Below are 26,594 nucleotides of genomic sequence, written 5' to 3' on the forward strand. Positions count from 1 at the left end.
TGGATCGATTCAACCCAGCCAGTTGAGCGCCGCTGCGCCAGCCGCCGCACCCACAACCGCCGTCAGCGCATAACGCCACCAGCGCCGTTTCTCGCCCTTGTCCCACATCAGAGGGATCTCGGGCAGCGGCGGGGCGGGTGGCGCGGCGCCCTTCTTTGGCAATTGCGCGTCAAGGCGGCGGATGATGTCGGGGATCAGCGCCAGCGTCTTGCCCTGTTCGCGGATCCCGTCGGCAAGCGCGGCTTCGGGGCCGAGTTCGTCGCGGATCCATTCCTTCACGAACGGTCCCGACACGTCCCACATGTTGATCTTCGGATTGAGCATCGTCGCGACGCCCTCGACCATCACCATCGTTTTTTGCAGCAGCAGCAGGTGCGGCTGTGTTTGCATGTCGAAATCGCGGGTGATTGCGAACAGGCCGTCGAGCATCTGGCCAACCGACAGCTCGCTCACCGGTTTGCCGCGCATCGGCTCGCCGACCGCGCGCAGCGCCGTCGCAAATTCTTCGACATTATGATAATCGGGGACGTATTGCGCCTCGAAATGAATCTCAGCGACGCGGCGGTAATTGCCGGTGGTCAGCCCATAGAGGATTTCGGCGAGCCAATAGCGCGCCTGCCGGTTGATCCGCCCCATGATGCCAAAGTCCACCGCGGCGATCGTGCCGTCGGCCTTCACGAACAAATTGCCCTGATGCATGTCGGCGTGGAAAAACCCCTCGGCGATCGCCTGACGCAGAAAAGCGTGGACGAGATTGCCCGCCAGCGCTTCCATGTCGTGTCCCGCGGCAATCAGGTCGTCGCGGCGCGAAATCTTGATACCATCGATCCAGTCGAGGGTCATCACCTTGCTGGTCGTACGGTCCCAGTCGATCGCCGGGACTTCATAGGTCGGCACGCCGACCATCGCATCGGCCAGCTCGGACGCCGACGCGGCTTCGCGGCGCAGGTCGAGCTCGCGCAGCGTCCAGCGACGGAAATTGGCGATGACCTGGCGCGGGCGCAGCCGCGTCGCTTCGCCGCCGAGCGCTTCGAGATGCGCCGCCGCCCATTCATAGGTGTCGATGTCGCGCGCGAACTGCTTATCGATGCCGGGGCGGCGGATCTTGACCGCGACGGGACGGCCCTCGGTCGTCACCGCGCGGTGAACCTGCGCGATCGAGGCCGATCCGACGGGTTCGGGATCGAACTGGCAGTAGAGGCTTTCCAGCGGCACCTCGAACGCCGCCTCGATTTCCTGCCGGATGCGCTCGAACGCGACCGGTGCCAACGCGTCCTGCAAGCTCAGCAGGTTGCGCGCAGCTTCTTCGCCAACCAGGTCGGGGCGGGTCGCAAGGGTCTGGCCCAGTTTGACGGCCGCGGGGCCGATCGCCTGGAAGGCCGCGGCATAGTCGGGGATTTTCGGCTGAACCGTTCCGAACCGCGCGATGCGGCACAGGCGCTTGACCCCCGGCGGGGTCTGCGGCGCTGTCTCGATGCCGCGCAGCGCCCCGTGGCGCGCCAGAATGCGGCCCCATTTCAGCAGGCGCAGGATATGGGTGACGGGACGGGTCAAGCCTTCCACCCGCTGTGGATAGCGACCAGCCCGCCCATTATCGGTTCGACCTTGACCGACGCGAAGCCCGCGGCGCCGATCATCCGCGCAAATTCGGGCATCGGCGGGAAACGGCGGATCGATTCGATCAGGTAACGATAGCTATCCTCATCCTGCGCGATCAGCTTGCCGAGCTTGGGCACCAGATGATGCGAATAGGCGTCATAGGCCTGCGCGAAACCGGGCCATTCGTTGGTCGAAAATTCCAGGCAGAAAAAGCGCCCGCCATAGCGCAGCACGCGGTGCGCTTCGGCCAGCGCGGCGGGAATGTCGGTGACGTTGCGGATGCCAAAGGCGATCGTATAGGCGTCGAAAAACTGGTCGGGGAACGACAAGGTCTCGGCATTTTGTTCGCTCCACACCAGCGAATCGATGCCGCGCTCCGCCGCCCGCTCCACGCCAACGCCCAGCATGTCGGGGTTGATGTCGGCGACGGTGATGCTCGCGCCCGACGGCTCCATGCGAAAGGCGATGTCGCCGGTGCCGCCCGCCATGTCGAGGATCGCTTCGCCCGCGCGCGGTTTGACCCGGCGCACGAAGCGGTCTTTCCACAAGCGGTGCATGCCCCCCGACATCGCATCGTTCATGATATCATATTTGCGCGCGACGCGGCTGAACACCTCGCCGACCTTGGCGGTCTTTTCGGTCGCGGGAACCTGTTCATAGCCAAAGCTGACGGTATCGGGGGTGGTCATCGATTGGGCGCCTTTGCGGGGAGAAGCGAAGTCTGACCGGCCTTTAGCCAAGGGTTGAAGCGCAAGCAAATGGCGCGTAGCCCGATCCGCGATATGCCCGAACTTCCCGAAGTCGAAACCACCGTCCGCGGCCTGATGCCGCACCTCACCGGCCAGCGGCTGGTGCGCGTATCGACGCTGCGCCCCGATCTGCGCCGTCCGTTTCCGGTCGATCTGGCGCAGCGGCTGACCGGCTCGGTTGTCACCGGCCTGTCGCGGCGCGCCAAATATGGCATCATCGCGACCGACCGCGGCGACCATATGATCTTTCACCTCGGCATGTCGGGCAGCTGGCGGATCGGCGCCGGCGAACCCGGCAAGCACGACCATCTGCTGATCGATACCGCGGCAGGCCAGCGGCTGATGCTCCACGACCCGCGGCGGTTCGGGTCGGTCGATCTGGTCGCGGGCGATCCACTGACCGGCTTTCCGGCTTTCGTAACGCTGGGGCCCGAACCCTTGTCCGATGCCTTCGACGCGGTCAATCTCGGCCGCGTGTTGGCGGGACGGCGAGCTCCGATCAAGGCGATGCTGCTCGACCAGACGATCGTCGCCGGACTCGGCAATATCTATGTCTGCGAGGCGCTCAACATGGCGCGCATCGCGCCGACCCGCGCCGCCGCCGATGTATCGCGGGCAAAGCTCACTGAGCTGGTGTCGGCGATCAAGGCGGTGCTCGAAGCGTCGATCGCCGCGGGCGGATCGACCCTGCGCGATTACAAGCAGCCCGACGGCGAACTCGGCTATTTCGCCAAGGACTGGCGCGTCTATGGCCGCGAGGGTGATAAGTGCGCATGCGGCGGCAGGATCGCGCGGATCGTCCAGAGCGGCCGATCGACCTTTTATTGCCCCAAATGCCAGCGGTAATGCGGCTAACCACCGATTGCCGATTTTTGTCTATCGTCATCCCGGACATGATCGGGAATCCCTCGACCCTCTCGCGGTAGGGCGATGCTGGCGGTGATGGACGCCGGATCAAGTCGGGGAGGGCGACGAAGAAAATTTTGGCTGCTCCGCCGCCCAAAACGGACGTCATCGCGAACCCTGTGATGGCGAATGATCAGCGCCTCAGCGCGCCGCGATCTGCCGCGCGAAATGAATTTGCACCGCGTCGCGCACCCCGCGCGCGACCTTTTTTTGCCCCGCCGTCGACGCCAGGAATTCGGCGTCGTCCTTGTTCGAAATAAAGCCGGTTTCGAACAGGATCGAAGGGGTGTCGGGCGCCTTCAGCACCACGAACGAAGCGAAGCGGTGCGCGTTGGTGCGGAACTTGACCGCCTCGCCCGCCTCGCGTTGAAGCAGGCGCGCAAAGTCGGAGGCGACGTTCATCGTCTCGCGCTGGGTCAGGTCAAGCAGGATCGACGACACATCGCCGCTGTGCGCGCCCAGATCGACGCCGTTGATGACATTCGCCTTGTTTTCGCGCGCCGCCAGCCGGGCCGCTTCGCGGTCGGAGGCGACTTCCGATAGCGTATAGATCGACGCGCCGTGGGCGGCCTGGTTTTCAGCCGCGTCGGCATGGACCGAGATGAACAGATCGGCTTTCAGTCGCCGCGCGATGCCAAAGCGTTCCTCGAGCACCAGATAGCGGTCGTCGCCGCGGGTCAGCGCGACGCGGACGCGGCCTGAGGCGAGCAGGTCGTCGCGGATCGCGCGCGCCAACGCCAGCGTGATGTCCTTTTCGCGCTTGCCGCTGTGCGGGCTGATCGCCCCCGGATCATGGCCGCCGTGCCCGGCGTCGATTACGACCAGCGGGAGGCGACCGTCGTTCGGCCCCTCAATCCGCGGCAGCGCGACGCTGGGCTTCGGCTTGCCGATCGGCACGCTGACGCTGTAGCGTTTTTCGGGGGGCTTGGCGCGAAACCCGGCGGGCGGCGCCAATTGGGTGCGCGGGCCGCGCGACACCCGCGCGAATTCGTCGGCGGACACCGGACGCAGCTGAAAGGTCAGGCTGCGGCCGTCGGCGGAAAAGCGTGCCCCGGTCACCACCGCGGGCTGCGCCAGGTCGAGCACGATGCGCGCGGTGTTCGAATCCTTTTGCCCCTGGCGCACGGCGCGCACCAGTCCCGCACCTTGTGCCGATCGTCCCGGTTGCGCGCCCGCAATATCGAGCGCGATCCGGTCGGGGCCGGCGAGCAGAAAGGTCGAAGCGCCGCCAACCAGATCATCGAAACGCAGCGTGATGTCCGAATCGCCGATTTCGACCGCGCCGATCGGCCCCGCCAGCGCCGCCGCCGGGTCCATCATCATCGCCATCAGGACGAGCAGCAGGTTCATGGCGCTTCTATGCCGCCGCCCGCGCGCGCTGGTCCAGTGCTTATTCGAAAACATAAGGCCCCCAGCCGTGGAATGTCGTGAACCCGCCATTAGCCATTGGCGGTCAAACCCCCGTCAACTGGCAGGGTTAACCGCCGATTCAGCATGATTTGAGCCAATGCGGGGTTGTCATCGCGCGGCGGCGCCTCATCTTTCTGCGGCGGTGCTGTTGCCGTCGGCCCGTGCCGATGCTAGCACGGCGCCACTGACGGTGTCGTTCCCGGTGCCGTCCGGCCTTTTGAGGGGAAGGCCTGCTCCGCGAATCCGCGGAACATGGCCGCCTTGGCGCCGGATATGCGGGGATCGGCAACCTGCCGTCAGTCCACCCGGTTGACCGGACAGTCGGGGCGAACGCCAGACGCCCGCCCCGCCCGCCCGCTCACCCATGTAACAGGTTGATGCCGCATGAGGCTTGCCATGCCCTCTTTTCATCCCGACGCGGGCGTTTTCGCCGCTGCCGTCGCCGGATGCGAAGACCGCATGCGCGTCCAGGACCGGACGCAGGCTCGCAGCGGCAATAACGTCTTTTTTCGTATCATCCGTATCCGCCGCGATTTTTTCGCAAGGAAGGTCGCGGGATTTTTTGATGGCGCGCCGCGGCGCGCTTGGAGTGTAACTAATGACCACGCGCATGTTGATCGACGCGCGGCACCGGGAAGAAACCCGGGTCGCCGTCACCCAGGGAAACCGCATCGAGGAGTTTGATTTCGAGTCCGCCGAGCACAAGCAGCTCAAGGGCAATATCTATCTGGCCAAAGTAACCCGTGTCGAACCGTCGCTGCAAGCGGCGTTCATCGAATATGGCGGCAATCGCCATGGGTTCCTGGCGTTCAGCGAAATCCACCCCGATTATTACCAGATTCCCAAGGAAGACCGGGAAGCGTTGCTGCGCGAAGAGGCGGAGCATGCCGCCGCCGCAGCGCAGCGCGCCGAGGAAGACCTCGACGCACTGGAAGGTGATGTTGCCGACGTCGAATATCATGACGAGGACGACAATGGCGACCACCGCGACGACGATCGCGATGACCGCGAAGGCGGTGACGAGGGCGAAGACCGCGACGATCGCGACGACAATGGCGACGCCGAAAATGGCGACGGCGAAGACGGCGGCGAGGAATCCGAAGAAGGCCGCGAAGGGCGTGGCGATCGCGGCGACCGCAAGGGTCGTGGTCGCGGCCGCGGCAACGGTCGCAAGGGCGGTGGTCGCGGCCGCAGCAGCCGCCGCGACGAAGACGATAGCGAAAACCGCATGTCGCTGCGCCGCCGCTACAAAATTCAGGACGTCATCCGCCGCCGCCAGGTGATGCTGGTCCAGGTCGTCAAGGAAGAACGCGGCAACAAGGGTGCGGCGCTGACCACCTATCTGTCGCTCGCCGGCCGCTATTGCGTGTTGATGCCCAACACGATGCACGGCGGCGGGATCAGCCGCAAGATTTCGAACGGCGCCGATCGCCGCAAACTGAAGGCGATGATCGACGAGCTGGCGCTGCCGCCGACGATGGGCTGCATCGTCCGCACCGCCGGGATGGCGCGCACCAAGGTCGAGATCAAACGCGACTTCGACTATCTCGCCCGCCTGTGGGACGAGATTCGCGAAAAGACGCTGGAATCGAGCGCCCCGGCGCTGGTCCATTCGGACAGCGACCTGGTCAAGCGCGCGATCCGCGATATTTATCACAAGGACATCGAGGAAGTGCTCGTCGAAGGCGACGAGGGCTATAAGGCCGCCAAGCAGTTCATGAAATTGCTGATGCCCAGCCACGCGCGGCGCGTGAAGCAATATGCCGATCCGGTGTCGCTCTATCAGCGTTATGGGGTCGAGGATCAGCTCGCGGGGATGCTCAATCCTGTCGTCCAGCTGAAATCGGGCGGTTATCTGGTGATCAACCCCACCGAAGCCTTGGTGTCGATCGACATCAACTCGGGCCGGTCGACCCGCGAGCATAATATCGAACAGACCGCGGTCAGCACCAATCTGGAAGCGGCGGCCGAAATCGCCCGCCAGCTGCGTCTGCGCGACATGGCCGGGCTGGTCGTGATCGATTTCATCGACATGGATCATGGCTCGAACGTCCGCAAGGTCGAACGCGCGATGAAGGACGCGCTGAAGAACGATCGCGCGCGCATCCAGGTTGGCCGCATTTCGGGCTTTGGCCTGATGGAAATGAGCCGCCAGCGCCTGCGTACCGGGGTGCTCGAAGCCTCGACCCGCCCCTGCCCGCATTGCGAAGGCACCGGGCTGGTCCGCACCGCGTCGTCGGCGGGCCTCAGCGCGTTGCGCCTGATCGAAGAAGAAGCGGCGCGCGGCAAGGGCAGCCGGATCACCCTGCGCGCCAGCCAGGAAGCGACCTTCTATCTGCTCAATGAAAAGCGCCGCGAACTGCGCGACATCGAGGAGCTTTACGGCGTCACCGTCGAAATCCTTCCCGACGGCGAGACCGAAGGCGCGCGCATGGCGGTCGAGGTCACCGGGCCGCCGCCGACCCAGCGCCGCAGCTTTGCCCCGATCGCGCCGATCGAGGACGATGACGACGACATCCCCGAGGACGAGGATGACGAGGATGCCGAAGAGGCTACCGAAGAGCGCCCCGCCCGTTCGCGCGACCGCGAGGATGGCGATGCGCGGGGCGATGGTGAGGGACGCAAGCGCCGCCGCCGCCGCCGCGGTCGCCGCGGTCGCCGCGACGAAGACGGCAACGAAATCGCAGAAGGCGGCAGCGATGCCGAAGCCGAGAGCGAAGCAACCGACGACAACGATGCCGCACCGGCCGAAACCGCGGGCGAGAGCGAGAGCGACGCCGAAACCGGCGAAGCTGGTGCCAAGCCGCGTCGTCGCCGTGGCGGTCGCGGCCGCAAGGCCAAGGTCGACGCGGTTGACGCCGTCGATGGTGACGCCGCCGAAGTCGATGCCGAAGCTGCTGAGCCGGTAGAAGCCGAAGCCATCGAAGCGGTTGCCGAAGCGGCGCCTGCTGCCGAGGAAAAGCCGAAGCGTAAACGCGCGCCGCGCAAGACCAAAGCGGCAGCCGCGGCGGAAGCGGAAGCGGAAGCGGAAGCGGAAGCCGAAGCCGCAGCGGTCGAAGTAGCGCCCGAAGCAGCTGCGGAAGCGCCCGTTGTTGAAGTCGAAGCAGAAGCCGAACCCGTCAAGCCCGCGCCGAAAAAGCGCGCCAGCCGGGCGAAAAAGGCGGTCGCCGCCGAAGCCGCCCCTGAAGCGGCAACGACGCGCGACGCCGAACCCGTTGCTGCGGATGGTGACGCGGACGGCGTCGGTCCCGACGGCGAACCGCGTCGCGGCTGGTGGCAGCGCACGTTCGGTTGAACGATATGTTTTTCTGCCGCGTCATTGCGAGCGAAGCGAAGCAATCCAGGGCTGGCGTGTGCCGCCCTGGATTGCCGCGTCGCCCCGGATCAAGCCCGGGCCTCCTCGCAATGACGACTTTCCTATAAGTCTCGCCTTGCCTCCACGCGCACTGGACCCCACAAAGCCCCTATGGCTTCACTCGAGGTTCAGGCGCGCGGCGCAACACAGGCGGCGATGATCGCTTCCCCATCGCAAATCGCCAGTCGGTCGAGCGCTTGGCGCGCGCTGTGTCGCATCCTGCTGACTTTGCTCGCGATATTCGCCGTCGCGATGCGCCCGGCGATGGCGCAATCGATCCTGCGCGATGCCGAAACCGAGGCGCTGTTTCAGGACATGATGGACCCGCTGCTCGTCGCCGCGGGGCTGCAACCCGGACAGGTGCGTGTCCATCTTCTCGGCGACCCCAGCATCAACGCGTTCGTCGCGGGCAGCCAGGACGTCTATGTCTTTGCCGGGCTGATCGAGGCAGCGGACACCGCCGAAGAGGTGCAAGGGGTGCTGGCGCACGAGCTGGGCCACGTCATCGGCGGCCATGCGATCCGCGTCAACGAAGGCGCCAAGACCGCGACCGGCATCTCGCTGCTCAGCCTGCTGCTCGGCGCCGCGGCGATCGCCGCGGGCGGCGGCGAAGCCGGCATGGGGATCATGATGGCGGGGCAGCAGGCGGCGCTGGGCAAATATCTGGCGTTCAGCCGCGTCCAGGAATCGACCGCCGACGCCGCGGGCGCGCAATATCTGTCGAAAGCCGGGATCAGCGGCCGCGGCAGCCTGGCCTTTTTCAAGAAGTTGCAGAATCTGGAATTCCGCTACGCGGTCAAGCAGGACGACGATCAGGCCTATGGCCGCACCCATCCGATGTCGGGCGATCGCATCCAGACGCTGCGCGAGGTCTATGTCATCGATCCGGCGTGGGCGAAGCCTTCCGACCCCGCCATCGAAAAACGCTTTCAGCGCATCAAGGCCAAGCTGTCGGGCTTCATGACCGACCCCGACCGGACGCTGCGCAAATTCCCCGAAACCAACACCAGCATTCCGGCGCGCTATGCCCGCGCCTATGCCTGGCACCGCAGCGCCTATCCGCAAAAAGCGCTGTCGGAAGTCGATGCGCTGCTCAAGACCGATCCGAACGACCCCTATTTCCTCGAGCTCGAAGGCCAGGTGCTGCTCGAATCGGGGCGCCCTAAAGAAGCGATCCCGGCGCTGCGCAGGGCGGTGACCATTTCACGTTCGCAGCCATTGATCAGCGCGACGCTGGGCCATGCCTTGATCGCAACCGAAGATCCGGCCAATTTCGCCGAGGCCGAAGAGGTGCTGAAAACCGCAGTCGCGCTCGACAATCAGAACCCGTTCGCCTGGTATCAGCTCGGCATCGTTTATGCGAACAAGGGCGATCAGGCGCGCGCCGCGCTCGCTTCGGCGGAACGTTACACGCTACAGGGTGGACAGGCGGCGCTGGCGCTGCGAAATGCCGAAATGGCGATGCAGGGGCTGTCGCAGGACACGCCCGACTGGATCCGTGCACAGGATATTGCACTGGTCGCGCGCGCCGAGGTGGAACGCGAGCGTAAACGGCGCTAGTTTCGCCAGCAATATGCGGGGACGCATCGCCAAGATCGATGCACAAGGGCAACACGTGACGGACAATAAAGACGATTATTACCAGCCATGGCTGCGCGATCCCGCGCCGACGCCCGACGCAGCGCCGCTGCCGCCCGCGTCGCCGAGCGAGGGATTGGCGAAGCCGCGTGACATCCCGCCGGTCGGCATCGACCTGTCACGCTACCCCGCCGAAGAAAAAGCCCCGCGCAAACCGGTCGTCACATCGGATCAGATGAAGGCGGGTGCCGCCGGGGTTTGGCATTCGGTGCGCGATGGCGCCGACGCCTTTGCCGACTGGACGATGCGGGTCGGCGACCGGGCCGACATTCCGGCGCGCGTCGAAGCGATGGAAATCCCGCGCCTCGCCCGCGAACTCACTGCCAAAACCGGCGCGCTGACCGCGCAAGCGGCGCGCGCGATCGGGCGCGGTTCGGCGCAGGCCGCGCGCGCGACCGCCAAGGCCAGCGGCGCAGCGTGGGACAAACTGGCGCTGGGCGACAAGGCGCGTAAACTGTCGAGCGACGCCGGGCGCGGGCTGGGCGAGGTTGCCGACCGGACCAAGGCAGGCGTGGGGCAGATTGCCAAGGCCGGAAGCGAAAGCCTGCGCGGCAGCATCGGCGAAGCCGCAACGAAATTGCGCCCCAGCCCGCGCGAAGAGCTTGCGCCGCCGCCCTCCGGCCTCGAACAATTGCTCGCGCGCGAGGAGGCTGCGGCGCGCGCCAAAGACCCGTCGGCGCCCGATCTGCCGCTATTTGCAAGCGATGCCGGACGGACGACAGCCCCGGCGGCGATCGCCACACCCATGGCGGAAGGCGACGACCGGTCGCCGTTGGTCGCGCCGCCCGCCAAAAAACCGGTGGCTGCCAAGCCGATGGCCGCGCCGCGCTTGCCGCAAATCGGGGGGATGGGAATGGACGGCGGATCGACACGGATCTGGGGCATGGCGCTGGGCGGGCTCTTGCTGCTCGCTGTCGCATTCTGGCTCGGCGGCCGCATGGGCGGCGGGATGAGCAAGAGCGAGGTCGAGACGATCGTCGCCGACTATATCAAGGCCAACCCGCAGATCATTCCCGCGGCGCTCGAAGCGCAGCGCAATGGCGAGATTGCGAAAGCGATCGATGCGATCCGCCCGGCGCTCGAAAAACCTTATGCCGGGGCATGGGCGGGCAATGCCGACGGCGATGTGACTTTGGTGGTGTTCACCGACTACGCCTGCGGTTTCTGCCGCGCCAGCGTCCCCGATGTCGATCGGCTGATCCGCGAGGACCGGCGTCTGAAAGTCGTGTTCCGCGAACTGCCGATCATTGCCCCGCAAAGCCGCGATGCGGCGCTGATGGCGCTCGCCGCGGCGCGGCAGGGCAAATATGACGCGTTCCACCACGCAATGTTCGCCGCCAGCTCGCTCGACAAGGCAGCGATCGCCGCCGCCGCCGCCAAGGTCGGCGTCGTCACCGACGGCACCGCCGACGCGACCGCGAACGAGGCGCTGTTCCAGCGCGAACTCGACAGCAATCTGGCGATCGCGACCCAGCTCCAGCTCAACGCCACCCCGACCTGGATCGTCGGCGACCAGCTGTTTCAGGGACAGATCGGCTATGATGCGTTGAAGCAGGCCGTCGCCAAGGCCCGTACGGCGAAAAGCTGACGGAGACCAGCATGGCGACCGTCACCCATGATGCTGCGCTCGCCAATGCTCGTCGTCTGCTGGCCGCCGAACCCGCCAGCGCGCTGGCGCAGGCGGAGGCGATCATCGAAGCGGTGCCGACGTCGGCCGCCGCGCACCGGCTCGCCGCGCACGCGCTGCGCGCATTGAACCGCGAGCAAGAAGCGCAAGGCGCGTCGCTGGCTGCCGTCGGCGCGACGATCCACGACGAAGCGATGGTCGATGCCGCGCTCGCGCTCGCCGAGAACCGCCTCCCCGATGCCGAGGCCGCGCTGCGCCAGCGGCTGCGCGAGGACGCCACCGATGTCGCCGCGATCCGGATGCTGGCCGAGGTCGCAGGGCGCATCGGCCGCTATGGCGACGCCGAAAAACTGCTCACCCGCGCGCTTGAACTCGCACCCGGTTTCGGCGCCGCGCGCGCCAACCTCGCCACCGTCTATTACAAGCAGAACCGCTATGCCGAGGCCGCCGAAACGCTCGACGCGGTGCTGGGCGACGACCCCGACAATCCGGCGCACGCCAATCTGAAGGCCGCGGCGCTTGGCCGCATCGGCGGTTATGACGAGGCGATCGGGCTCTACGAACAGCTGACCCGGCGCTTTCCCGATCACGCCAAGCTGTGGATGAGCTATGGCCATATGCTGAAAACCGTCGGGCGGCAGGACGAGAGCATCGCCGCCTATCGCCATGCGCTCGGGGTCGACCCCGGGCTCGGCGAACTCTGGTGGAGCCTCGCCAACCTCAAGACGATCCGCTTTGACGCGAGCGACCGGGCCGCGATGGAAGCCGCGCTGGTCGCCGCCGATCCTGCGGACGAAGCGCGAGCCGACGACCGGCTGCACCTGCATTTCGCACTCGGTAAGGCCTATGACGACGCCGGGGACGCTGAACCGGCTTTCCGCCACTATGCCGCGGGTAACGCCATCCGCGGCGCGCAGCTGGGCTATGACGCCGCCGACACCAGCGCGATCGTCGATGCGGCCATCGCCACCTGCACCACCGATTTTTTCGCCGAACGGGCGGGCGCGGGCGAACCGGCGCCCGATCCAATCTTCATCCTGGGCATGCCGCGCGCCGGATCGACCTTGGTCGAACAGATATTGGCCAGTCATTCGGCGATCGAGGGGACGATGGAGCTGCCCGACATTCCGGCGCTGGCGCTGGGTCTGGGCCGCGAAACGCAGGGCGAAGGCCGCCACTGGATCGCCGCGCTCGCCGAAGCGCCGCCCGAACGGCTGGCCGAGATGGGCGCGGCGTTCCTGCGGCGCACCGCGGTGCAGCGCAAGACCGACAAGCCGCTTTACATCGACAAGCTGCCGAATAACTGGCGTTACGTCCCGCTGATCCGCTTGATCCTGCCCAATGCCCGGATCATCGATGCGCGGCGCCACCCGCTCGATTGCTGCTGGTCCAACTTCCGTCAACATTATGCCAAAGGGCAGGCGTTCAGTTACGATCTGGCTGACATGGGCGCCTATTACCGTGATTATGTGCGGTTGATGGCGCATATCGACGCCGTACAGCCGGGGCGCGTCCACCGGGTGATACACGAAGCGGTGTTGGATAATCCCGAGGCCGAGGTGCGCGCGGTGCTGGCCTATCTCGGACTGCCTTTCGAGGACGCCTGCATGGCATTTCACGCCAATGTCCGCGCCGTACGCACCGCGTCGAGCGAACAGGTGCGCCGCCCGATCAACCGCGACGGGGTCGATCAGTGGCGGCCATATGACGCCTGGCTTGACCCGCTCAAAACCGCGCTCGGGTCCGTGCTCGACGCCTATCCCCAAGCCCCGCGACGCTTCGACTGAGCGCGCGAGCAAATTCGTTGCCTTTTGGCAACAGCAGACGACATTTTCGACTAACGACCCCGGCGCTCTGCGAACAAGGCTTGCGCTTGTGCTGCACTGCGTCATGCTCGCGTCATACAGCTGTCATTTGAGGGGGGTCTCATGGTCAAGTTTCCAGCCGGTCTGATGCGGAACAGCGCGCTGCTGCTCGGTGGGACCATCCTGTGCACATCGGGCGCGGCGCTGGCGCAAGAGGCCGCGATCGACGACGATCGCGACATCGTCGTCACCGCGTCGAAGCGCGAACAAAATTTGCAGGACGTGCCGCTGGCGATAACCGCGATCGGCACCGAGCGGCTCGACCAGCTGCAAGTCAACGAGTTTTCGGACGTCGTGAAGTTTCTGCCGTCGGTGACGATCCAGTCGGCCGCGCCCGGCTTTGCCCAGGTCTATTTCCGCGGCGTGTCATCGGGCGAAAATGCCAATCATTCGGCGTCATTGCCGACCGTGGGCACCTATCTGGACGAAATGCCCGTCACGACGATCCAAGGCGCGCTCGACATCCACACCTATGATCTGGCGCGTGTCGAAGCGCTCGCCGGACCGCAGGGCACACTTTATGGCGCCAGCTCGATGGCGGGCACATTGAAACTCGTCACCAACAAACCCGATACCAGCGGCACTTATGGCGAGGCTTCTTTCCAGCTGAACAGCGTAGCGCATGGCGGCATCGGCGGCATTGCGGAGGGTTTTGTCAACGCGCCGCTGGGCGATCGCGCGGCGCTGCGCCTCGTCGGCTGGTATCGCCGCGACGCGGGCTATATCGACAATATCGCGGGCAGCCGCACCTACGCCTCGTCGCAAATTACCCAGAGCAACGCTGATCTGGTCGAAAAGGATTATAACGGCGTCGACACCTATGGCGCCCGCCTGGCGCTGGGCATCGAACTGGACGACGACTGGACGATCCGCCCGCTGGTCACCGGGCAGGTGCAGAAATCGAATGGCAGCTTCGCCCAGGAACGCTCTACGTCGGTCAACGGCGATCTCCAGACGGTGCAATATAATCCCGAAGGCGCAAAGGATCGTTGGATCCAGGCGGCACTGACGATCGAGGGCAAGATCGGCAGCTGGGATTTGACCGCCACCGGGGGACATCTGCGCCGCAAAACGACGACGGAAAGCGATTATTCTGACTACGCCTATTTCTATGACGCGCTCTATGGCTATGGCGCCTATTTTACCGACAACAACGGCGACCCCGTCAATCCCAATCAATATATTCAGGGTATCGACCGCTATAAGCGCAGTTTTGGCGAAATCCGTGTTGCTTCGCCAGCCGATGCCCGCATCCGCTTCATCGGCGGGCTGTTCTGGCAGCGCCAGTCGCACAATATCGAACAAAATTACATCATCGACGGCATCGGCGACGCGATCACTGTCACCGGGACCGACAGCAACATCTGGCTGACCAAGCAGTTGCGCATTGACCGCGACTATGCCGCCTTTGGCGAAATCAACGTCGACGTCACCGACAAGCTGACGCTGACGGGCGGCGGGCGTCTGTACAAATATGACAATTCGCTGGTCGGTTTTTTCGGCTTTGCCGCGGGCTATTCGGGGGACAAGTTCGATCCCGTTCTGGGTGATTTTGCCGTCGACGGAACGGGGGAAGCCGGCTGCAACGGTGCGCCTGCCATCATCGCTGGTTCGCCATGTACAAATGTGGACAAGTCGACGTCCGACACCGGGTTTATCCACAAACTGAACGCCACCTATAAATTTACCGACGACGCGCTCATTTACGCAACATGGTCGCGTGGATTTCGCCCCGGGGGGATTAATCGTCGCGGCACCTTGCCGCCTTATGCCTCCGATGAGCTCGACAATTATGAGTTTGGCTGGAAGACCAGCTTTGGTCCATTTCGTTGGAACGGCGCCGTTTATCAGGAAGATTGGAACGGCATTCAGTTGTCCTTTTTGGGCGCAAACGGCCTGACCGAAATTCGCAATGCCGGCATCGCCCGCATTCGCGGCGTCGAAATGGACTTGGGCTATCGGGCGGGCGGTTTTTCTCTGAACGCGGGCTTTAGTTACAATGATGCAGAAATTCGCCGGGATTTTTGCCGTGTTGCGAGTGCCGAGTTCGACTGTTCGTTGCCACTGCCCGATAGCAAGCGCGACAATGACCTGTTGCCGGACGCCAACGAGCTTCTCGCTCCCGCCGGGACGACGCTGCCCGTAACGCCCAAATTCAAGGGCAATATCGTCGCGCGATATGAGTTTCCGTTGATGGGCAATGAAGGGCATTTCCAGCTTGCCGCCAATCACGTCGGAAAACGCAGGAGCGATTTGCGAACCGCGCAGAATGAAATCAAGGGCGATTTTTCTTCTTACTCGACGGTCGATGTCAGCTTTGGCATCACCGCCGATAGCTGGCGCGCCGAGGTGTTCGCGACCAATTTGTTCGACAGCAACGGTGTGGTCAATTCGGGTGTCCAGTGCGTGGAAACGGTCTGCGGCGATCCAGACGGAGTGAGCAGCACCGGCGGCGTGTTCTACGACACGGTCATCCGGCCGCGATTGATCGGGATCAAGGTCAGCAAGGACTTCTGATCGGGTGACCGGCACCATGACCAACCACGAAAGGCCGGGCCAAAAGCTCGGCCTTTCGATGTGCATCGCTCTGGTCATGGGCAACATGATCGGATCGGGCGTGTTCTTGCTGCCGGCCGATCTGGCGCCGCTCGGCTGGAACGCCGCCCTTGGCTGGATCGCGACGATCATCGGGACGATCTGCCTGGCACTTGTGTTCGCCCGCCTGTCCCGCTTTCTTCCCGGTGGCTGCGGCGCCTATACCTATGCCGCCGAAGCCTTTGGCCCAGCGACGGGTTTCATCGTCGCCTGGAGTTTTTGGATCAGCTGTTGGGTGACCAACGCGGTGCTCGCGGTAGCGGCGGTGCGGAATTTGGCCATCCTCTATCCGGCACTGAATGGAAAGGGCCCTGCGGCGGCGCTGCTCGCAATCGGCTTTCTCTGGGTCTTCACCTTCGTCAATCTGCTTGGTGTTCGCAAGGCGGGCGGGGTGCAGGTTGTCACTTTGGGCCTGAAACTGCTGTTGCTGTTCGGCGCCATCGCCATCGCGATTTGGTGGTTCGCCGTCGGCGATACGCCGCTGCCGTCGATGGCGGACAGCGCGCCGGTGAGCTTGGGCGGCATTGGCCAGGCGGCGACCTTCACGCTCTTCGCGCTTCTGGGTTTCGAAAGTGCGCTGGCCGCCGGCGACCGGATCGCCGATCCCGAACGGAACGTGCCGCGCGCGACGATCATCGGCATGGTCGCGACGGGCCTGCTCTATCTGATCGCCTGCACCGCGGTGACGATGTTGCTGCCCATCGCAACCGTGACCAATTCCATTGCGCCCTTCCCAACCTTTTTCAGCCACTTCATCGGCCCCGAAGCCGGCGCCGTCGCAGCCGTGCTCGCCGCGATTGCGGCGCTCGGCGCGCTCAATGGTTTCGTCCTGCTCGCCGGGGAGCTGCCGCGCGATCTGGCGCGCCGTGGACTGCTGGCGCCGCTGTTCGGAGCCGAGAATCGAAACGGCGCACCGACCTGGAGCCTGTTGCTGTCGGCGGTGCTGGCCACGCTGATCGTCTATGCGAATTACGACCGGGGGCTGGCCGGACTGTTCAATTTCATGATGCTGGTCACGACATCGACGACGATCATCTTCTACCTCGTCGGGGCGCTGGCGGCGATAAAGTTCGAACGCGGCGGCCGCCTTCCCCGATCGCCGGGCCTGCTCGTGTTGACTGTCACCGGCATCGTCTATGTCTGCTGGGCCTTTTACGGCGCCGGACTGGAGCCGACCCTGTACAGTCTGGCGATGACGGTGGCGGGCCTGCCGCTGTTCCTGCTCGCGCGCCGTTCAGCGCCAGCGCGGCGCGAAGACGCCCCGATCGCGTAGGATCACCTGCGCCGCATTATGCCCCGGCGCCCCCGTGACGCCCCCGCCGGGATGGGTCCCCGCCCCACACATATAGAGCCCCTTCAGTGGTCCACGATAGGCACCATTGCCCAGCACCGGGCGCGCTGACCACAGCTGGTCGAGGCTCATATTGCCGTGCATGATGTCGCCGCCGACGAGGCCGAATTTGCGTTCGAGCCCCTTGGGGCTGAGAATCTGGCGACCGACGATCGAGGCGCGGAAGCCGGGAGCGTGGGCTTCGATGACGTCGATGATGCAGTCAGCGGCGGCGCCTTCCTCGGCATCCCAGTCCCGGCCGTCGGGCAGCTCGGGGGCGAATTGCTGGCAGAACAGGCTCGCCACATGCTGGCCCGGCGGCGCCAGGCTGTCGTCGACCGTCGAGGGGATGAGCATTTCGACGATCGGCGCCTTTGACCAGCCATATTGCTTCGCGTCGAGGAACGCCCGGTCCATATAATCGAGCGTCGGCGCGAGGATGATGCCCGACTGATGATGTTCGCCGGGTTCGGGCAGGCAGGTAAAGCGCGGTAGCTCGCTGAGTGCGACGTTCATCCGGAACGTCCCGCTGCCCACCTTGAACGCCTTGATCCGGCGGCGGAACTCGGGTGCGATGTCGCCTTCGCCGAACATCCGTTCGTAAAGCAGCTTCGGCCCGACGTTGGCGATCACGCGCGCCGCGGCAATTTCTTCGCCGCCGACCAGCTTGACCCCGACCGCCTTGCCACCATCGACCAACACCCGCGACACGGGCGCTTCCAGGCTGATCTCGACCCCTAGCTGGGTGCAGACCTTTGCCATCATCTGGGTGATCGCGCCCATGCCGCCGACGCTGTGACCCCATGCGCCCTTTTTGCCATTCACTTCGCCAAAGACATGGTGGAGGAGGACATAGGCGCTGCCGGGGGTGTCGGGGCTGGCATAATTGCCGACCACGGCGTCGAAGCCGAACGCCGCCTTGACCGCCTCACTCTCGAACCAGCTGTCGAGGAAGGTGCGCGCCGATTTGGTGAAGAGTTCGAGCACGTCGCGCTGCTGCGACAGGCTGAGCTTCGCGAGCCCGCGCCCCTGCCGCGCCGCATCAATCAGCGTCTTGAAGCCATCGCCGACATTAGGCGGCGATTTCAGCGCCAGGTCGCGTAGCACATCAGCGACGCCCTCGAGCATGTCATAATATTCGGGCAGCCGCGCGGCGTCGTGGGCGGAGAAGCGCGCAAATTCCTTCTGGGTGCGTTCGAGGCCGCCGCCAAGTTTCAGATAACCGCCATCCTGCTGCGGCAGGAAATTGCTGATCGGCCGTTCGATGACGCGATAGCCGTGATCGGCGAGCTTCATGTCGGCGATCACCTTGGGCTGGAGCAGGCTGACCGTATAGCTGGCGACCGAATTGCGGAAGCCCGGTACGAACTCCTCGGTCACCGCGGCGCCGCCGACGACATCGCGCGCCTCGACAATCCGCACCTTCAGCCCCGCTCTTGCAAGGTAAAAGGCGCAGACAAGCCCGTTGTGGCCGGCGCCGATGATCAGGGCGTCATATTGCTTGGTCATGCTTTGCTCCATCCCGCACGCGGGGCTCGTTCGAGGCGGGATTCGGGGATCAGGTCGCGCATTCGCGCGCAGAAATGCTTGAGGCACACTTCCTTGTCGCTGAGCGGACCCATGGTGAAACTCTGCGACGCCATCCCCTGCTGGACGCGGGTGATGAGCAGCGTGTCCTCGGCGTTGACCTGGCGGTTGATGCGCCAGTTAAGGTATCGCGCGGCGCGCATCTCGCGGCGCCACTCTCCCGTATAGGCGTCGGGGAGGACATAGGAAATTTCACGGATCAGGCAGCTGGTCGGGCCGGTCGGCAGCCACTGCATGAAATCGACCTGATCGGGATAGATGTCGAAGGCGACGTTCGGCCACAGCTTGAAATAGAGCCAGTGGCGCTGGCGGGCTTCGGGCAGGTGCGGCACCGGCGGCAGCAGCCGCTGATACATGCGTTCAGACCAATTGACCGACGGGCGGTCGATCAGATCGCCCCACATGCGGTCGACGTGATCCGTCGCCTCGACCCCATAGCTTTTGCCGAACAGGCGGGTGAGGCCAGGGTGGGCGACGGGGATGTGAAGGCCGTCGGAATAATTGTCGCCGACATTTTTCCAGTTCACCTCACGCGGGCGGAGCGTGACGCGGCCGAGCGCGGCAAGGTCTTCGAACCGGTACGGCGCTACCTGTTCCTCATAGGGCGCCATCATTTCGGCCACCGCGGGGCCGCCGTCGTCGGTAAGGCGGACGAACCAGAAGCCGCGCCATTGCTCGAGATCGACCGGCACGAGCGACGCCCTGCCCTTGTCGAGCGTCGGGTAGCTCGCCGAATCGGGGACGCCGGTCAGGCGGCCGGCGAGGTCATAGGTCCACGCGTGATAGGGACAGACGAGCTTTTTGGCGCAGCCCGTAGCGCCATCGACCAGCCGCGAGCCGCGGTGGCGGCAAACGTTGGTGAAGGCGCGCACGATGCGGTCGCTGCCGCGCACGACGATGACGCTTTCGCCGCAATAATCTATGCTGTGCCAATCGCCCGCGCCCGGGATGTCGCTGTCGTGGCAGACGACCTGCCAGCTCGGCCGGAAAATCCGCGCCATTTCTGCCGCGTAAAAATCGGGGTCGCTGTACGTCCAAGCGGGTAATGACCAGCCGTCGAGCGGGTCGATATGCGATGTGCGGAGGGATGCCGTTGCCATGAGTCGATCCTTGTTATACAAACGTATAACAATATGCAGCCCGCTCGCCAAGCCTTTACGCGCGAAAGCGCCGATGCCCGCCGCGGCGATCTGGTCGAGGCGACCGCGGCGTGTCTGGCGGAAGTTGGCCTCGCGGGAACGAACGTTCGCGCGATCTGCGCCCGGGCGGGGGTGTCGCCGGGGCTGCTGCGCCATTATTTCGGCGGTATCGACGATCTGATCGCGGCCACATATCAGGCGACGAGCGACCGGATGGACGCGATTTTTGCGGCTGCCGTCGAAGGTGTCGGGCCCGATCCGCGCACGCGGTTGACCGCCTATCTCACCGCCAGTTTTCGCCCGCCGGTGACCGCTCCCGAACTGCTGGGGGCGTGGACGGCGTTCTGGGCGCTGGCGCGCAGCGACGCGCGGATGGCGAAAATTCACGCCCAAAGTTACGCCGGATACCGCGCGCGGCTGGGCGAGCTACTCACCGCGTGCGGCGCCCGCGATGCCGAACGGCTGGCAATCATGCTGACCGCGATGGTCGACGGGCTGTGGCTCGAACTGTCGCTCGACGCGGGCAGCTTTGGCGCCGAGGCGGCGGTTCAGATGGTCGAGCGCGCGGTGGCCGCGCTGGCATAAACGTCGCCCCCGCGCAGGCGGGGGCCGCTGGCCACGTTAAACCAAACCGTCGTGAGAACCCGATAGCTGCCCCCGCCTGCGCGGGGGCGACGACCTAATTAGCGCGCTTACTTCGACAAATCCCTGAGCAAGCTGTCCCAATGCGCCAGCGCGGGCGCAATCGCGTCGACCGGCACCCGTTCGTTAAGGCCGTGGGCAAAGCTGTCGCTCGCCTTGCTGAATAGTCCCGCGACACCATAGCTCGGCACGCCCTGGATGCGGAAATGATAGCTGTCGGTCGCCCCGGCGCTCATCGACGGGATGATCGGCAAGCCAGGCGCGCGCGCGTGTACGGCTTTGGTCACCGCCGCCATCACGTCGGGACGCAGCGGCGAGGCGTCGCTGGCGCTGGCGTCGGGGTCGGTGTTCACCTTGATCCCCGGGTCGGCGATCACGCGTTCCAGTTCGGCGCGCACGCTTTCGACCGGCACGCCGGGAAAGATGCGGCAATTGATGTTCGCGGTCGCGCGCTGCGGTAGCGCGTTTTCGGCATGGCCGCCCTTGACCAGCGTCGGGACGCAGGTGGTGCCGATCTGGCCGACATATTCGGCGTCGGCGCGAATCTTGGTGATCGCGTCGGCATCTTCGGGATCGGCGGCAAAGGCTTTCAGCGCCGCGCCCATATTGCCGCCGACCTGGTCGGCGACGATCGGCATACCGATCTTGGTCAGCTCGTTCTGCTGCGCGGCGAATTTATAGGCGCCGATTTTTTCGAGCGCCGCAGCGAGCTGGACGATTGCGTTGACCGGCGACGGGCGCGAGCTGTGGCCGCCGGGATTGGTGACCTCCAGTGTGAAGTCGGCGTAGGTTTTTTCGCCCGCCTGCAGCCCGTAATATTGCGGCTTGCCATCCTCGCCGATCGTCCCGCCGCCGCCATCGCCGTTGAGCGCAAATTCAGCGCCCTTATACTTTGCGGCAAGGGCGCGCGTCGTCAGCATCTGGGTTTCCTCGTCCCCCGACAGCAGCAGGATGATCGAGCGTTTCGGCTTGAAGCCCTCTTTCTTGAGCTGCGCCATCGCGGCGACCATCATCGATACGTCGAACTTGTTGTCCTCCGACCCGCGGCCGAAAATATAGCCATTCTCCTCAACCGGCACGAAGGGGTCGCGTGTCCAGTCCTTCGCATCGGCCTCGACCACATCCATATGGCCCAGCAGCACGATCGGCTTTTGTTTGCTCGTCCCGGTCAGCGTCGCGGCGAAGGTCGCGGTGTCGCCCATCGGGGTGATTTCGATGTCGCTGTCGGCATAGCCCGCGGCCTTCAGCACCCCGCCATAATAGGCCGCGAGATCAGGCACCTTGCCGCGCCCCTCGACGGTCGGGATCGCGATGCTGTCCTTCAGGATCTGCTTAGCGGCTTCGGCGTCGGCGGGTTTGGCATGGACGGGCGCTGCAGCGAGCATGGCAGCGGCGAGGGCGAGCGGGGCGGTAAGGTTGCGCATGGCAACGGACTATGGCGGGTCAGGGGCAGACGGCAAGCGTCAATCGTCGTCGCTGCAACCGGAAAGGACACGATAGGGCGAACGACAGCTCGCGACCGGTTGCGGATCTTTAATTTCGTCATCCCGGACTTGATCCGGGATCCATGCGCCCTCTCAGCAGCGGGCGGCGCATGCCCTCATGGACCGCGGATCAAATCCGGGGTGACGAGTCCATGAGGGCAGCTTCCCGCCCCAAAGCCGACATTCCCCGCCTATTGCGGATCGAAAGCCATTGACCAAAAGGGCCAGGCTGGCTATGCGCGCACCCTTCGAGCAGGGTCCGGCATTCCGGAACCGGCCATATCGGGACATTGATTCGCACGTTTCGCGCGACTCGGCTGCTCCGGTCATGCTGTGCTCCGACCAACTTAGACCGTTTGAAACACTGAGGAATTTATGGCCAACACGCCCCAGGCAAAAAAGCGCATCCGCCGCAACACCGCGCGCACCGCCGTGAACAAGAATCGCGTCTCGCGCATCCGCACGCTGGTGAAGAAGGTCGAGAACGCGATCGTCGCTGGCGACAAGGACGCTGCGGCGACCGCGCTGAAGGCGGCGCAGCCCGAAATGGCGCGCGGCGTGGCCAAGGGCGTGCTGCACAAGAACACCGTGGCGCGCAAATTCTCGCGCCTGACAAAGAGCGTCAACGCGATCGGCTGATAGCCCTGGCGCTCTGTCCCGAAAGGGAACAAAATCGACCCGTCGGCGCGTTGCCTGCGGGTCTTTTTTTGTGCCGGTGATTGTGACCGGCTGATGGCAAATGTGTTGCAGCGCGGTAAGTGACGGATTTACGGCGATTCGTTGAAATGGTGCTGGTCAGCATCTCTTAATACACTGAAAAATTTAGTAAAAATATGATGCTGACGCGATTCCGGCACCCCGGTCGAGTCAAGATTTTTATTTCAGTATTTTTACATCGGCGCCCCTTGCTCGACTCGGTTTGGCCTGACTAGACAGGATTGTCGTCGGCCTTCGCCGGTGGCCGCCACATCGACATGATTCGCACTTCTTCGGGCTTTCGGTCCTGAGCAGGATGTTTGCGCCTCGGCGCAGGCGACGATTCGGCGTGTAGGGCGGCGCCGAGAAGGTTTTGATGGCAGGGGGATCAGCGGGGGCGGAGCGGGCGTGACGGACAGCGGGAATTGGGATGGCTATGACGCAAAGGACAGGGCGGTGAGCGGCGATGCTGCGGCGCTCTGGCCGCGCGTTGCCGAAGGCTTGCGCCGCGATCTGGGCGTGCGCACCTTCGACCATTGGCTGAAACCCGTGCGCTTTGGCGATTATTGCGCGCTGTCGGGGGTGGTGACGCTCGAAACCGTCAGTCGCTTCTCGGCCAACTGGATCAACGAACGCTTTGGCGACCGGCTCGAACTGGCGTGGCGTCAGCACCTGCCCACCGTGCGCGGCGTGACCGTCCGCGGTGGCGCCGGGGCGACCGAGCGCGCCGCGATTTTGGCGAGCCCGCCGCTGCCGACCTTCGACACTCCGGTCCCGGCAACGATCACCGTGCCGTCGCCCTTTGATCCGCGGCTGTCGTTCGACCGCTTCGTTGTTGCGCGCAGCAACATCCTCGCCGCCAATGCCGCGCGCCGTATGGCGATGGTCGAGGCGCCGCAATTCAACCCGCTCTATCTCTGCTCGGGCACCGGCCAAGGCAAGACCCACCTGCTTCAGGCGATCGCGCAGGATTATGCCGCGGCGCATCCGACCGCGACGATCATCCTGATGTCGGCCGAAAAATTCATGCTCGAATTCGTCGGCGCGATGCGCGGCGGCGACATGATGGCGTTCAAGGCGCGGCTGCGCGCCGCCGACCTGCTGCTGCTCGACGATCTGCAATTCGTCATCGGCAAAAATTCGACGCAGGAAGAACTGCTTCACACGATCGACGACCTGATGACCGCGGGCAAGCGGCTGGTGGTTACCGCCGACCGCCCGCCGGCGATGCTCGACGGGGTCGAGGCGCGGCTGCTGTCGCGGCTGTCGGGCGGGCTGGTCGCCGACATCGAGGCACCCGAGGACGATCTGCGCGAACGGATCATTCGCCAGCGGCTGGCGCTGATGCCGATGGTCGAGGTGCCCGACGATGTCGTCGCCTATCTGGTCAAACATTTCACCCGCAACATCCGCGAGCTCGAAGGCGCGCTGAACAAGCTGCTCGCTTATGCTGCGCTGACCGGGACGACGGTCGACCTCCGGCTTGCCGAAGACCGGCTTGCCGAAAACGTCCGCACGGCGCGGCCGCGAATCACGATTGACGAGATTCAGCGCGCGGTGTGCGCGCACTACCGGCTCGACAAGAGCGAGATGGCGTCGAAGCGCCGCGTCCGCGCCATCGCCCGCCCGCGTCAGGTCGCGATGTATCTGGCGAAGGAACTGACCCCGCGCTCCTATCCCGAAATCGGGCGCCGTTTCGGCGGGCGCGACCATAGTACGGTGATCCACGCGGTGCGCACAGTCGAGGCGCTGCGCATCGCCGACAGTGAACTCGACGCCGAAATCGCTGCGATCCGGCGCAGTTTGAACAGCTGATCCACGGGGTTATGCCGGGGTTATCCCCGGAATTGTCCACAGGGCGTTAGAGTGTCGGCATTGGGGTGGGGAGCGAACATACCCCACCCTCGTCACCCCGGACTTGATCCGGGGTCCATGACCCTTGCGCCGCCGTAATCTTAAGAGGGCAGATGGATCCCGGATCAAGTCCGGGATGACGATATTAAAGGCCCGCTTCCGGTCGAAAGCCGACATCGCGGTGGTGACACAAAAAGGCCCGCCGTCCGGATTGGAAAGCGGGCCTTTTTTCTTACCTGAGAGGCGGACTAGCCCTTTTCGGGCGGTGCCACCGTAATCCGCACCCGTTCGCCCGAATTGCCGGGGAAGCCGGTGAACATCGCCTCGACCAGATTGGGGACGATCGTTTGCAGATTATTGTCGCGCGACTGCGCTTCGGCCTGGCCTTCGAACAGCCGCGATCCGTCGGCGGCGCGGTTGATCTGCAGGTTCAGCCCGCTGGTATAGACGGTGTAGCTGCTGACGTCGGTGCCGCCCCAGCCGGGGCCGAAACCGCCCCACAGGAACGGGTCGCGATAGCCATAGACATAACGGCGCCCACCGCGTCCGGTGACGATTACCGGGCGATAGAAGCCGCGGCCATAACCGCCATAGCCGCCGTACCAGGGATCGCCAAAGCTGGGGCTCGACACGACACGCTCGCGCCCCTTGTCGACGCCATAATCCAGCCGCACGATCAGATCGGCGCGTTCGCCATTTGCCGCCGGGCGATAGCCGTAGCGACTGAGCTCGCCCGCCACCAGATTGGCATATTGGCCGAATTCGATGCCGCCCGCGAGCGCCGGGTTGCCGGCCTCGACGACGAAGCTCTGGCCCTGCGGCGCGGGCAGCTGGGTCTGGAAACGCGCGACATCGGCCTTGAACGGGGTCGCGCAGCCGGCGAGCGCCAGCGCGGCGCCGGTCATTACGGCGAGTCCCAAACGGCGAAGGCCGCGGTGCCGAAGGTTCATCTTGCTCATCGTCTTGGCTCCGTGATTCGGGGGCGCACATCCTTGGCGCTTTATACCATGACTGCGCCGACGCGACTTAACCTTGGTTGAACCCGGCTCGTCGCACCTTGGTTCCATGCAGCATATCGGATGCCGCCGCCAATAAACAAGCCCGGTCAGGCGATTAGCGGCAAAGCCCCAGCGCAGCATAGGCCGAGTCGATCGTTGGCCGCGCCAGCGCTGCGGCGCGCGCCGCGCCATTCTCCAACGCCGCGTCTATCGCCGCGGGGTCGGCCTTGAGCTGGTTCAGCCGGGTGGCGATCGGGCGCAGCGTTTCGACCAGCAGCTCGCCGAGCGCGGGTTTGAACGCCCCAAACCCCTGTCCGGCGAAGCGCGCAAGCACCTGGTCGACGCTCTCATCGGCCATTGCGGCATAGATCGACACCAGATTTTTCGCTTCGGCACGGCCCTCCAGCCCGGCAATCTCGGACGGCAGCGGTTCGGCGTCGGTCTTTGCCTTACGGATTTTCGCCATGATCGTGTCGGCATCGTCGACCAGATTGATGCGGCTGGCATCGCTCGGGTCCGATTTCGACATTTTGGCGCTGCCATCGCGCAGGCTCATGATCCGCGCCGCGGTGGGAGGGATCGTCGGTTCGGGCAGGGTGAAGGTGTCGGTGCCGGTATCGAGGTTGAATTTGGTCGCAATGTCGCGCGCCAGTTCCAGATGCTGTTTCTGATCGTCGCCGACCGGTACATGCGTCGTCTGGTACAGCAGCACGTCGGCCGCCTGCAGCACCGGATAGGCATAAAGCCCGACGCTCGCGCCCTCGCGGTTCTTGCCCGACTTTTCCTTGAATTGCGTCATCCGGTTCAGCCAGCCGATCCGCGCGGTGCAAAACAAGAGCCAGCCGAGTTCGGCATGGGCGGGCACGCGCGCTTGATTGAACAGGATCGCTTTTGCGGGATCGATTCCCGCGGCCATCAGCGCCGCCGCCATCTCGCGCGTGTTCGCGGTAAGCTCGGCGGGGTCGTTGTGAACAGTGATCGCGTGCAGGTCGGCGAGGAAATAGAGCTTCTCGCCCGGCATCTCGTCCTGCATCCGCACCCAGTTGCGGATCGCACCCAGATAATTGCCCAGATGCAAGTTTCCGGTGGGCTGGATGCCCGATAGCGTCCGCATGTCGAT

Annotated in this window: 18 protein-coding genes; 10 read left to right on the plus strand and 8 right to left on the minus strand. The window is 64.8% G+C overall.

Going from position 1 to position 26,594, the window contains the following annotated elements:
• Positions 1–9 precede the first annotated feature (9 nt).
• Together ubiB and J2X44_RS02605 are read right to left on the minus strand one after the other, a co-directional pair.
• A complete protein-coding gene (gene ubiB / locus J2X44_RS02600) occupies positions 10–1,554 on the minus strand; it encodes a 2-polyprenylphenol 6-hydroxylase (protein WP_310087713.1) in 1,545 nt (514 codons plus the stop codon).
• Positions 1,551–2,288 (minus strand): class I SAM-dependent methyltransferase, encoded by a 738-nt coding sequence (locus J2X44_RS02605; RefSeq protein ID WP_310087714.1) that lies wholly within the window; start codon positions 2,286–2,288, stop codon positions 1,551–1,553. The genes ubiB and J2X44_RS02605 overlap by 4 nt, the downstream gene beginning before the upstream one ends.
• Before the next feature lie 93 nt (positions 2,289–2,381).
• Between J2X44_RS02605 and mutM the strand changes: the two genes are divergently transcribed.
• Positions 2,382–3,194, plus strand: coding sequence for a bifunctional DNA-formamidopyrimidine glycosylase/DNA-(apurinic or apyrimidinic site) lyase (gene mutM / locus J2X44_RS02610; protein WP_310088313.1), 813 nt, complete (start codon positions 2,382–2,384; stop codon positions 3,192–3,194).
• A gap of 201 nt (positions 3,195–3,395) precedes the next feature.
• Here the strand turns inward: mutM and J2X44_RS02615 are convergent, their stop codons facing one another.
• Positions 3,396–4,604 carry an N-acetylmuramoyl-L-alanine amidase gene (locus J2X44_RS02615; RefSeq protein WP_310087715.1) on the minus strand — a complete coding sequence of 403 codons (1,209 nt, stop codon included), beginning with the start codon at positions 4,602–4,604 and terminating at the stop codon, positions 3,396–3,398.
• Positions 4,605–5,262: 658 nt separating this feature from the next.
• On the opposite strand from J2X44_RS02615, the gene J2X44_RS02620 reads away from it, so the two are divergent.
• From J2X44_RS02620 to J2X44_RS02645, 6 genes are all read left to right on the plus strand, one after another.
• Entirely contained in the window at positions 5,263–7,959 is a 2,697-nt protein-coding gene (locus J2X44_RS02620; protein WP_310087716.1) for a ribonuclease E/G, read from the plus strand.
• Between the two features lie 216 nt (positions 7,960–8,175).
• Positions 8,176–9,579, plus strand: a complete 1,404-nt coding sequence (locus J2X44_RS02625; RefSeq protein ID WP_405053388.1) for a M48 family metalloprotease — start codon at positions 8,176–8,178, stop codon at positions 9,577–9,579.
• Positions 9,580–9,634: 55 nt separating this feature from the next.
• Positions 9,635–11,245, plus strand: a complete 1,611-nt coding sequence (locus J2X44_RS02630; protein ID WP_310087717.1) for a thioredoxin domain-containing protein — start codon at positions 9,635–9,637, stop codon at positions 11,243–11,245.
• 11 nt (positions 11,246–11,256) lie between these two features.
• Complete coding sequence (locus J2X44_RS02635; protein WP_310087719.1) at positions 11,257–13,071, plus strand: sulfotransferase; 1,815 nt, start codon at positions 11,257–11,259, stop codon at positions 13,069–13,071.
• Positions 13,072–13,212: 141 nt separating this feature from the next.
• Positions 13,213–15,666 (plus strand): TonB-dependent receptor, encoded by a 2,454-nt coding sequence (locus tag J2X44_RS02640; protein ID WP_310087720.1) that lies wholly within the window; start codon positions 13,213–13,215, stop codon positions 15,664–15,666.
• A gap of 4 nt (positions 15,667–15,670) precedes the next feature.
• Positions 15,671–17,017, plus strand: a complete 1,347-nt coding sequence (locus tag J2X44_RS02645; protein ID WP_310087721.1) for an amino acid permease — start codon at positions 15,671–15,673, stop codon at positions 17,015–17,017.
• Here the strand turns inward: J2X44_RS02645 and J2X44_RS02650 are convergent.
• Together J2X44_RS02650 and J2X44_RS02655 are read right to left on the minus strand one after the other, a co-directional pair.
• Entirely contained in the window at positions 16,979–18,583 is a 1,605-nt protein-coding gene (locus J2X44_RS02650; protein WP_310087722.1) for an NAD(P)/FAD-dependent oxidoreductase, read from the minus strand. The genes J2X44_RS02645 and J2X44_RS02650 overlap by 39 nt on opposite strands.
• Positions 18,580–19,761, minus strand: a complete 1,182-nt coding sequence (locus J2X44_RS02655) for an aromatic ring-hydroxylating dioxygenase subunit alpha (RefSeq protein ID WP_310087723.1) — start codon at positions 19,759–19,761, stop codon at positions 18,580–18,582. The genes J2X44_RS02650 and J2X44_RS02655 overlap by 4 nt, the downstream gene beginning before the upstream one ends.
• 33 nt (positions 19,762–19,794) lie before the next feature.
• Here J2X44_RS02655 and J2X44_RS02660 point away from each other — a divergent pair, with 33 nt between their 5' ends.
• Complete coding sequence (locus tag J2X44_RS02660) at positions 19,795–20,385, plus strand: TetR family transcriptional regulator C-terminal domain-containing protein (protein WP_310087724.1); 591 nt, start codon at positions 19,795–19,797, stop codon at positions 20,383–20,385.
• Positions 20,386–20,492: 107 nt separating this feature from the next.
• On the opposite strand, the gene J2X44_RS02665 is transcribed toward J2X44_RS02660, so the two are convergent.
• Positions 20,493–21,866, minus strand: a complete 1,374-nt coding sequence (locus tag J2X44_RS02665) for a M20/M25/M40 family metallo-hydrolase (RefSeq protein ID WP_310087725.1) — start codon at positions 21,864–21,866, stop codon at positions 20,493–20,495.
• 435 nt (positions 21,867–22,301) lie between these two features.
• On the opposite strand from J2X44_RS02665, the gene rpsT reads away from it, so the two are divergent.
• Entirely contained in the window at positions 22,302–22,565 is a 264-nt protein-coding gene (gene rpsT / locus J2X44_RS02670) for a 30S ribosomal protein S20 (RefSeq protein WP_310087726.1), read from the plus strand.
• Positions 22,566–23,078: 513 nt separating this feature from the next.
• Positions 23,079–24,437 carry a chromosomal replication initiator protein DnaA gene (gene dnaA / locus J2X44_RS02675; RefSeq protein ID WP_310088316.1) on the plus strand — a complete coding sequence of 453 codons (1,359 nt, stop codon included), beginning with the start codon at positions 23,079–23,081 and terminating at the stop codon, positions 24,435–24,437.
• Positions 24,438–24,724: 287 nt separating this feature from the next.
• Here the strand turns inward: dnaA and J2X44_RS02680 are convergent, their stop codons facing one another.
• A complete protein-coding gene (locus J2X44_RS02680) occupies positions 24,725–25,435 on the minus strand; it encodes a DUF4136 domain-containing protein (protein ID WP_405053337.1) in 711 nt (236 codons plus the stop codon).
• Between the two features lie 154 nt (positions 25,436–25,589).
• On the minus strand, positions 25,590–26,588 hold the full coding sequence (gene trpS, locus J2X44_RS02685; RefSeq protein ID WP_310087727.1) for a tryptophan--tRNA ligase: 999 nt from the start codon (positions 26,586–26,588) through the stop codon (positions 25,590–25,592).
• Between the last annotated feature and the right edge of the window lie 6 nt (positions 26,589–26,594).

It is taken from the genome of Sphingopyxis sp. BE259, from assembly GCF_031457495.1.
In the GTDB taxonomy this organism is placed as follows: domain Bacteria; phylum Pseudomonadota; class Alphaproteobacteria; order Sphingomonadales; family Sphingomonadaceae; genus Sphingopyxis.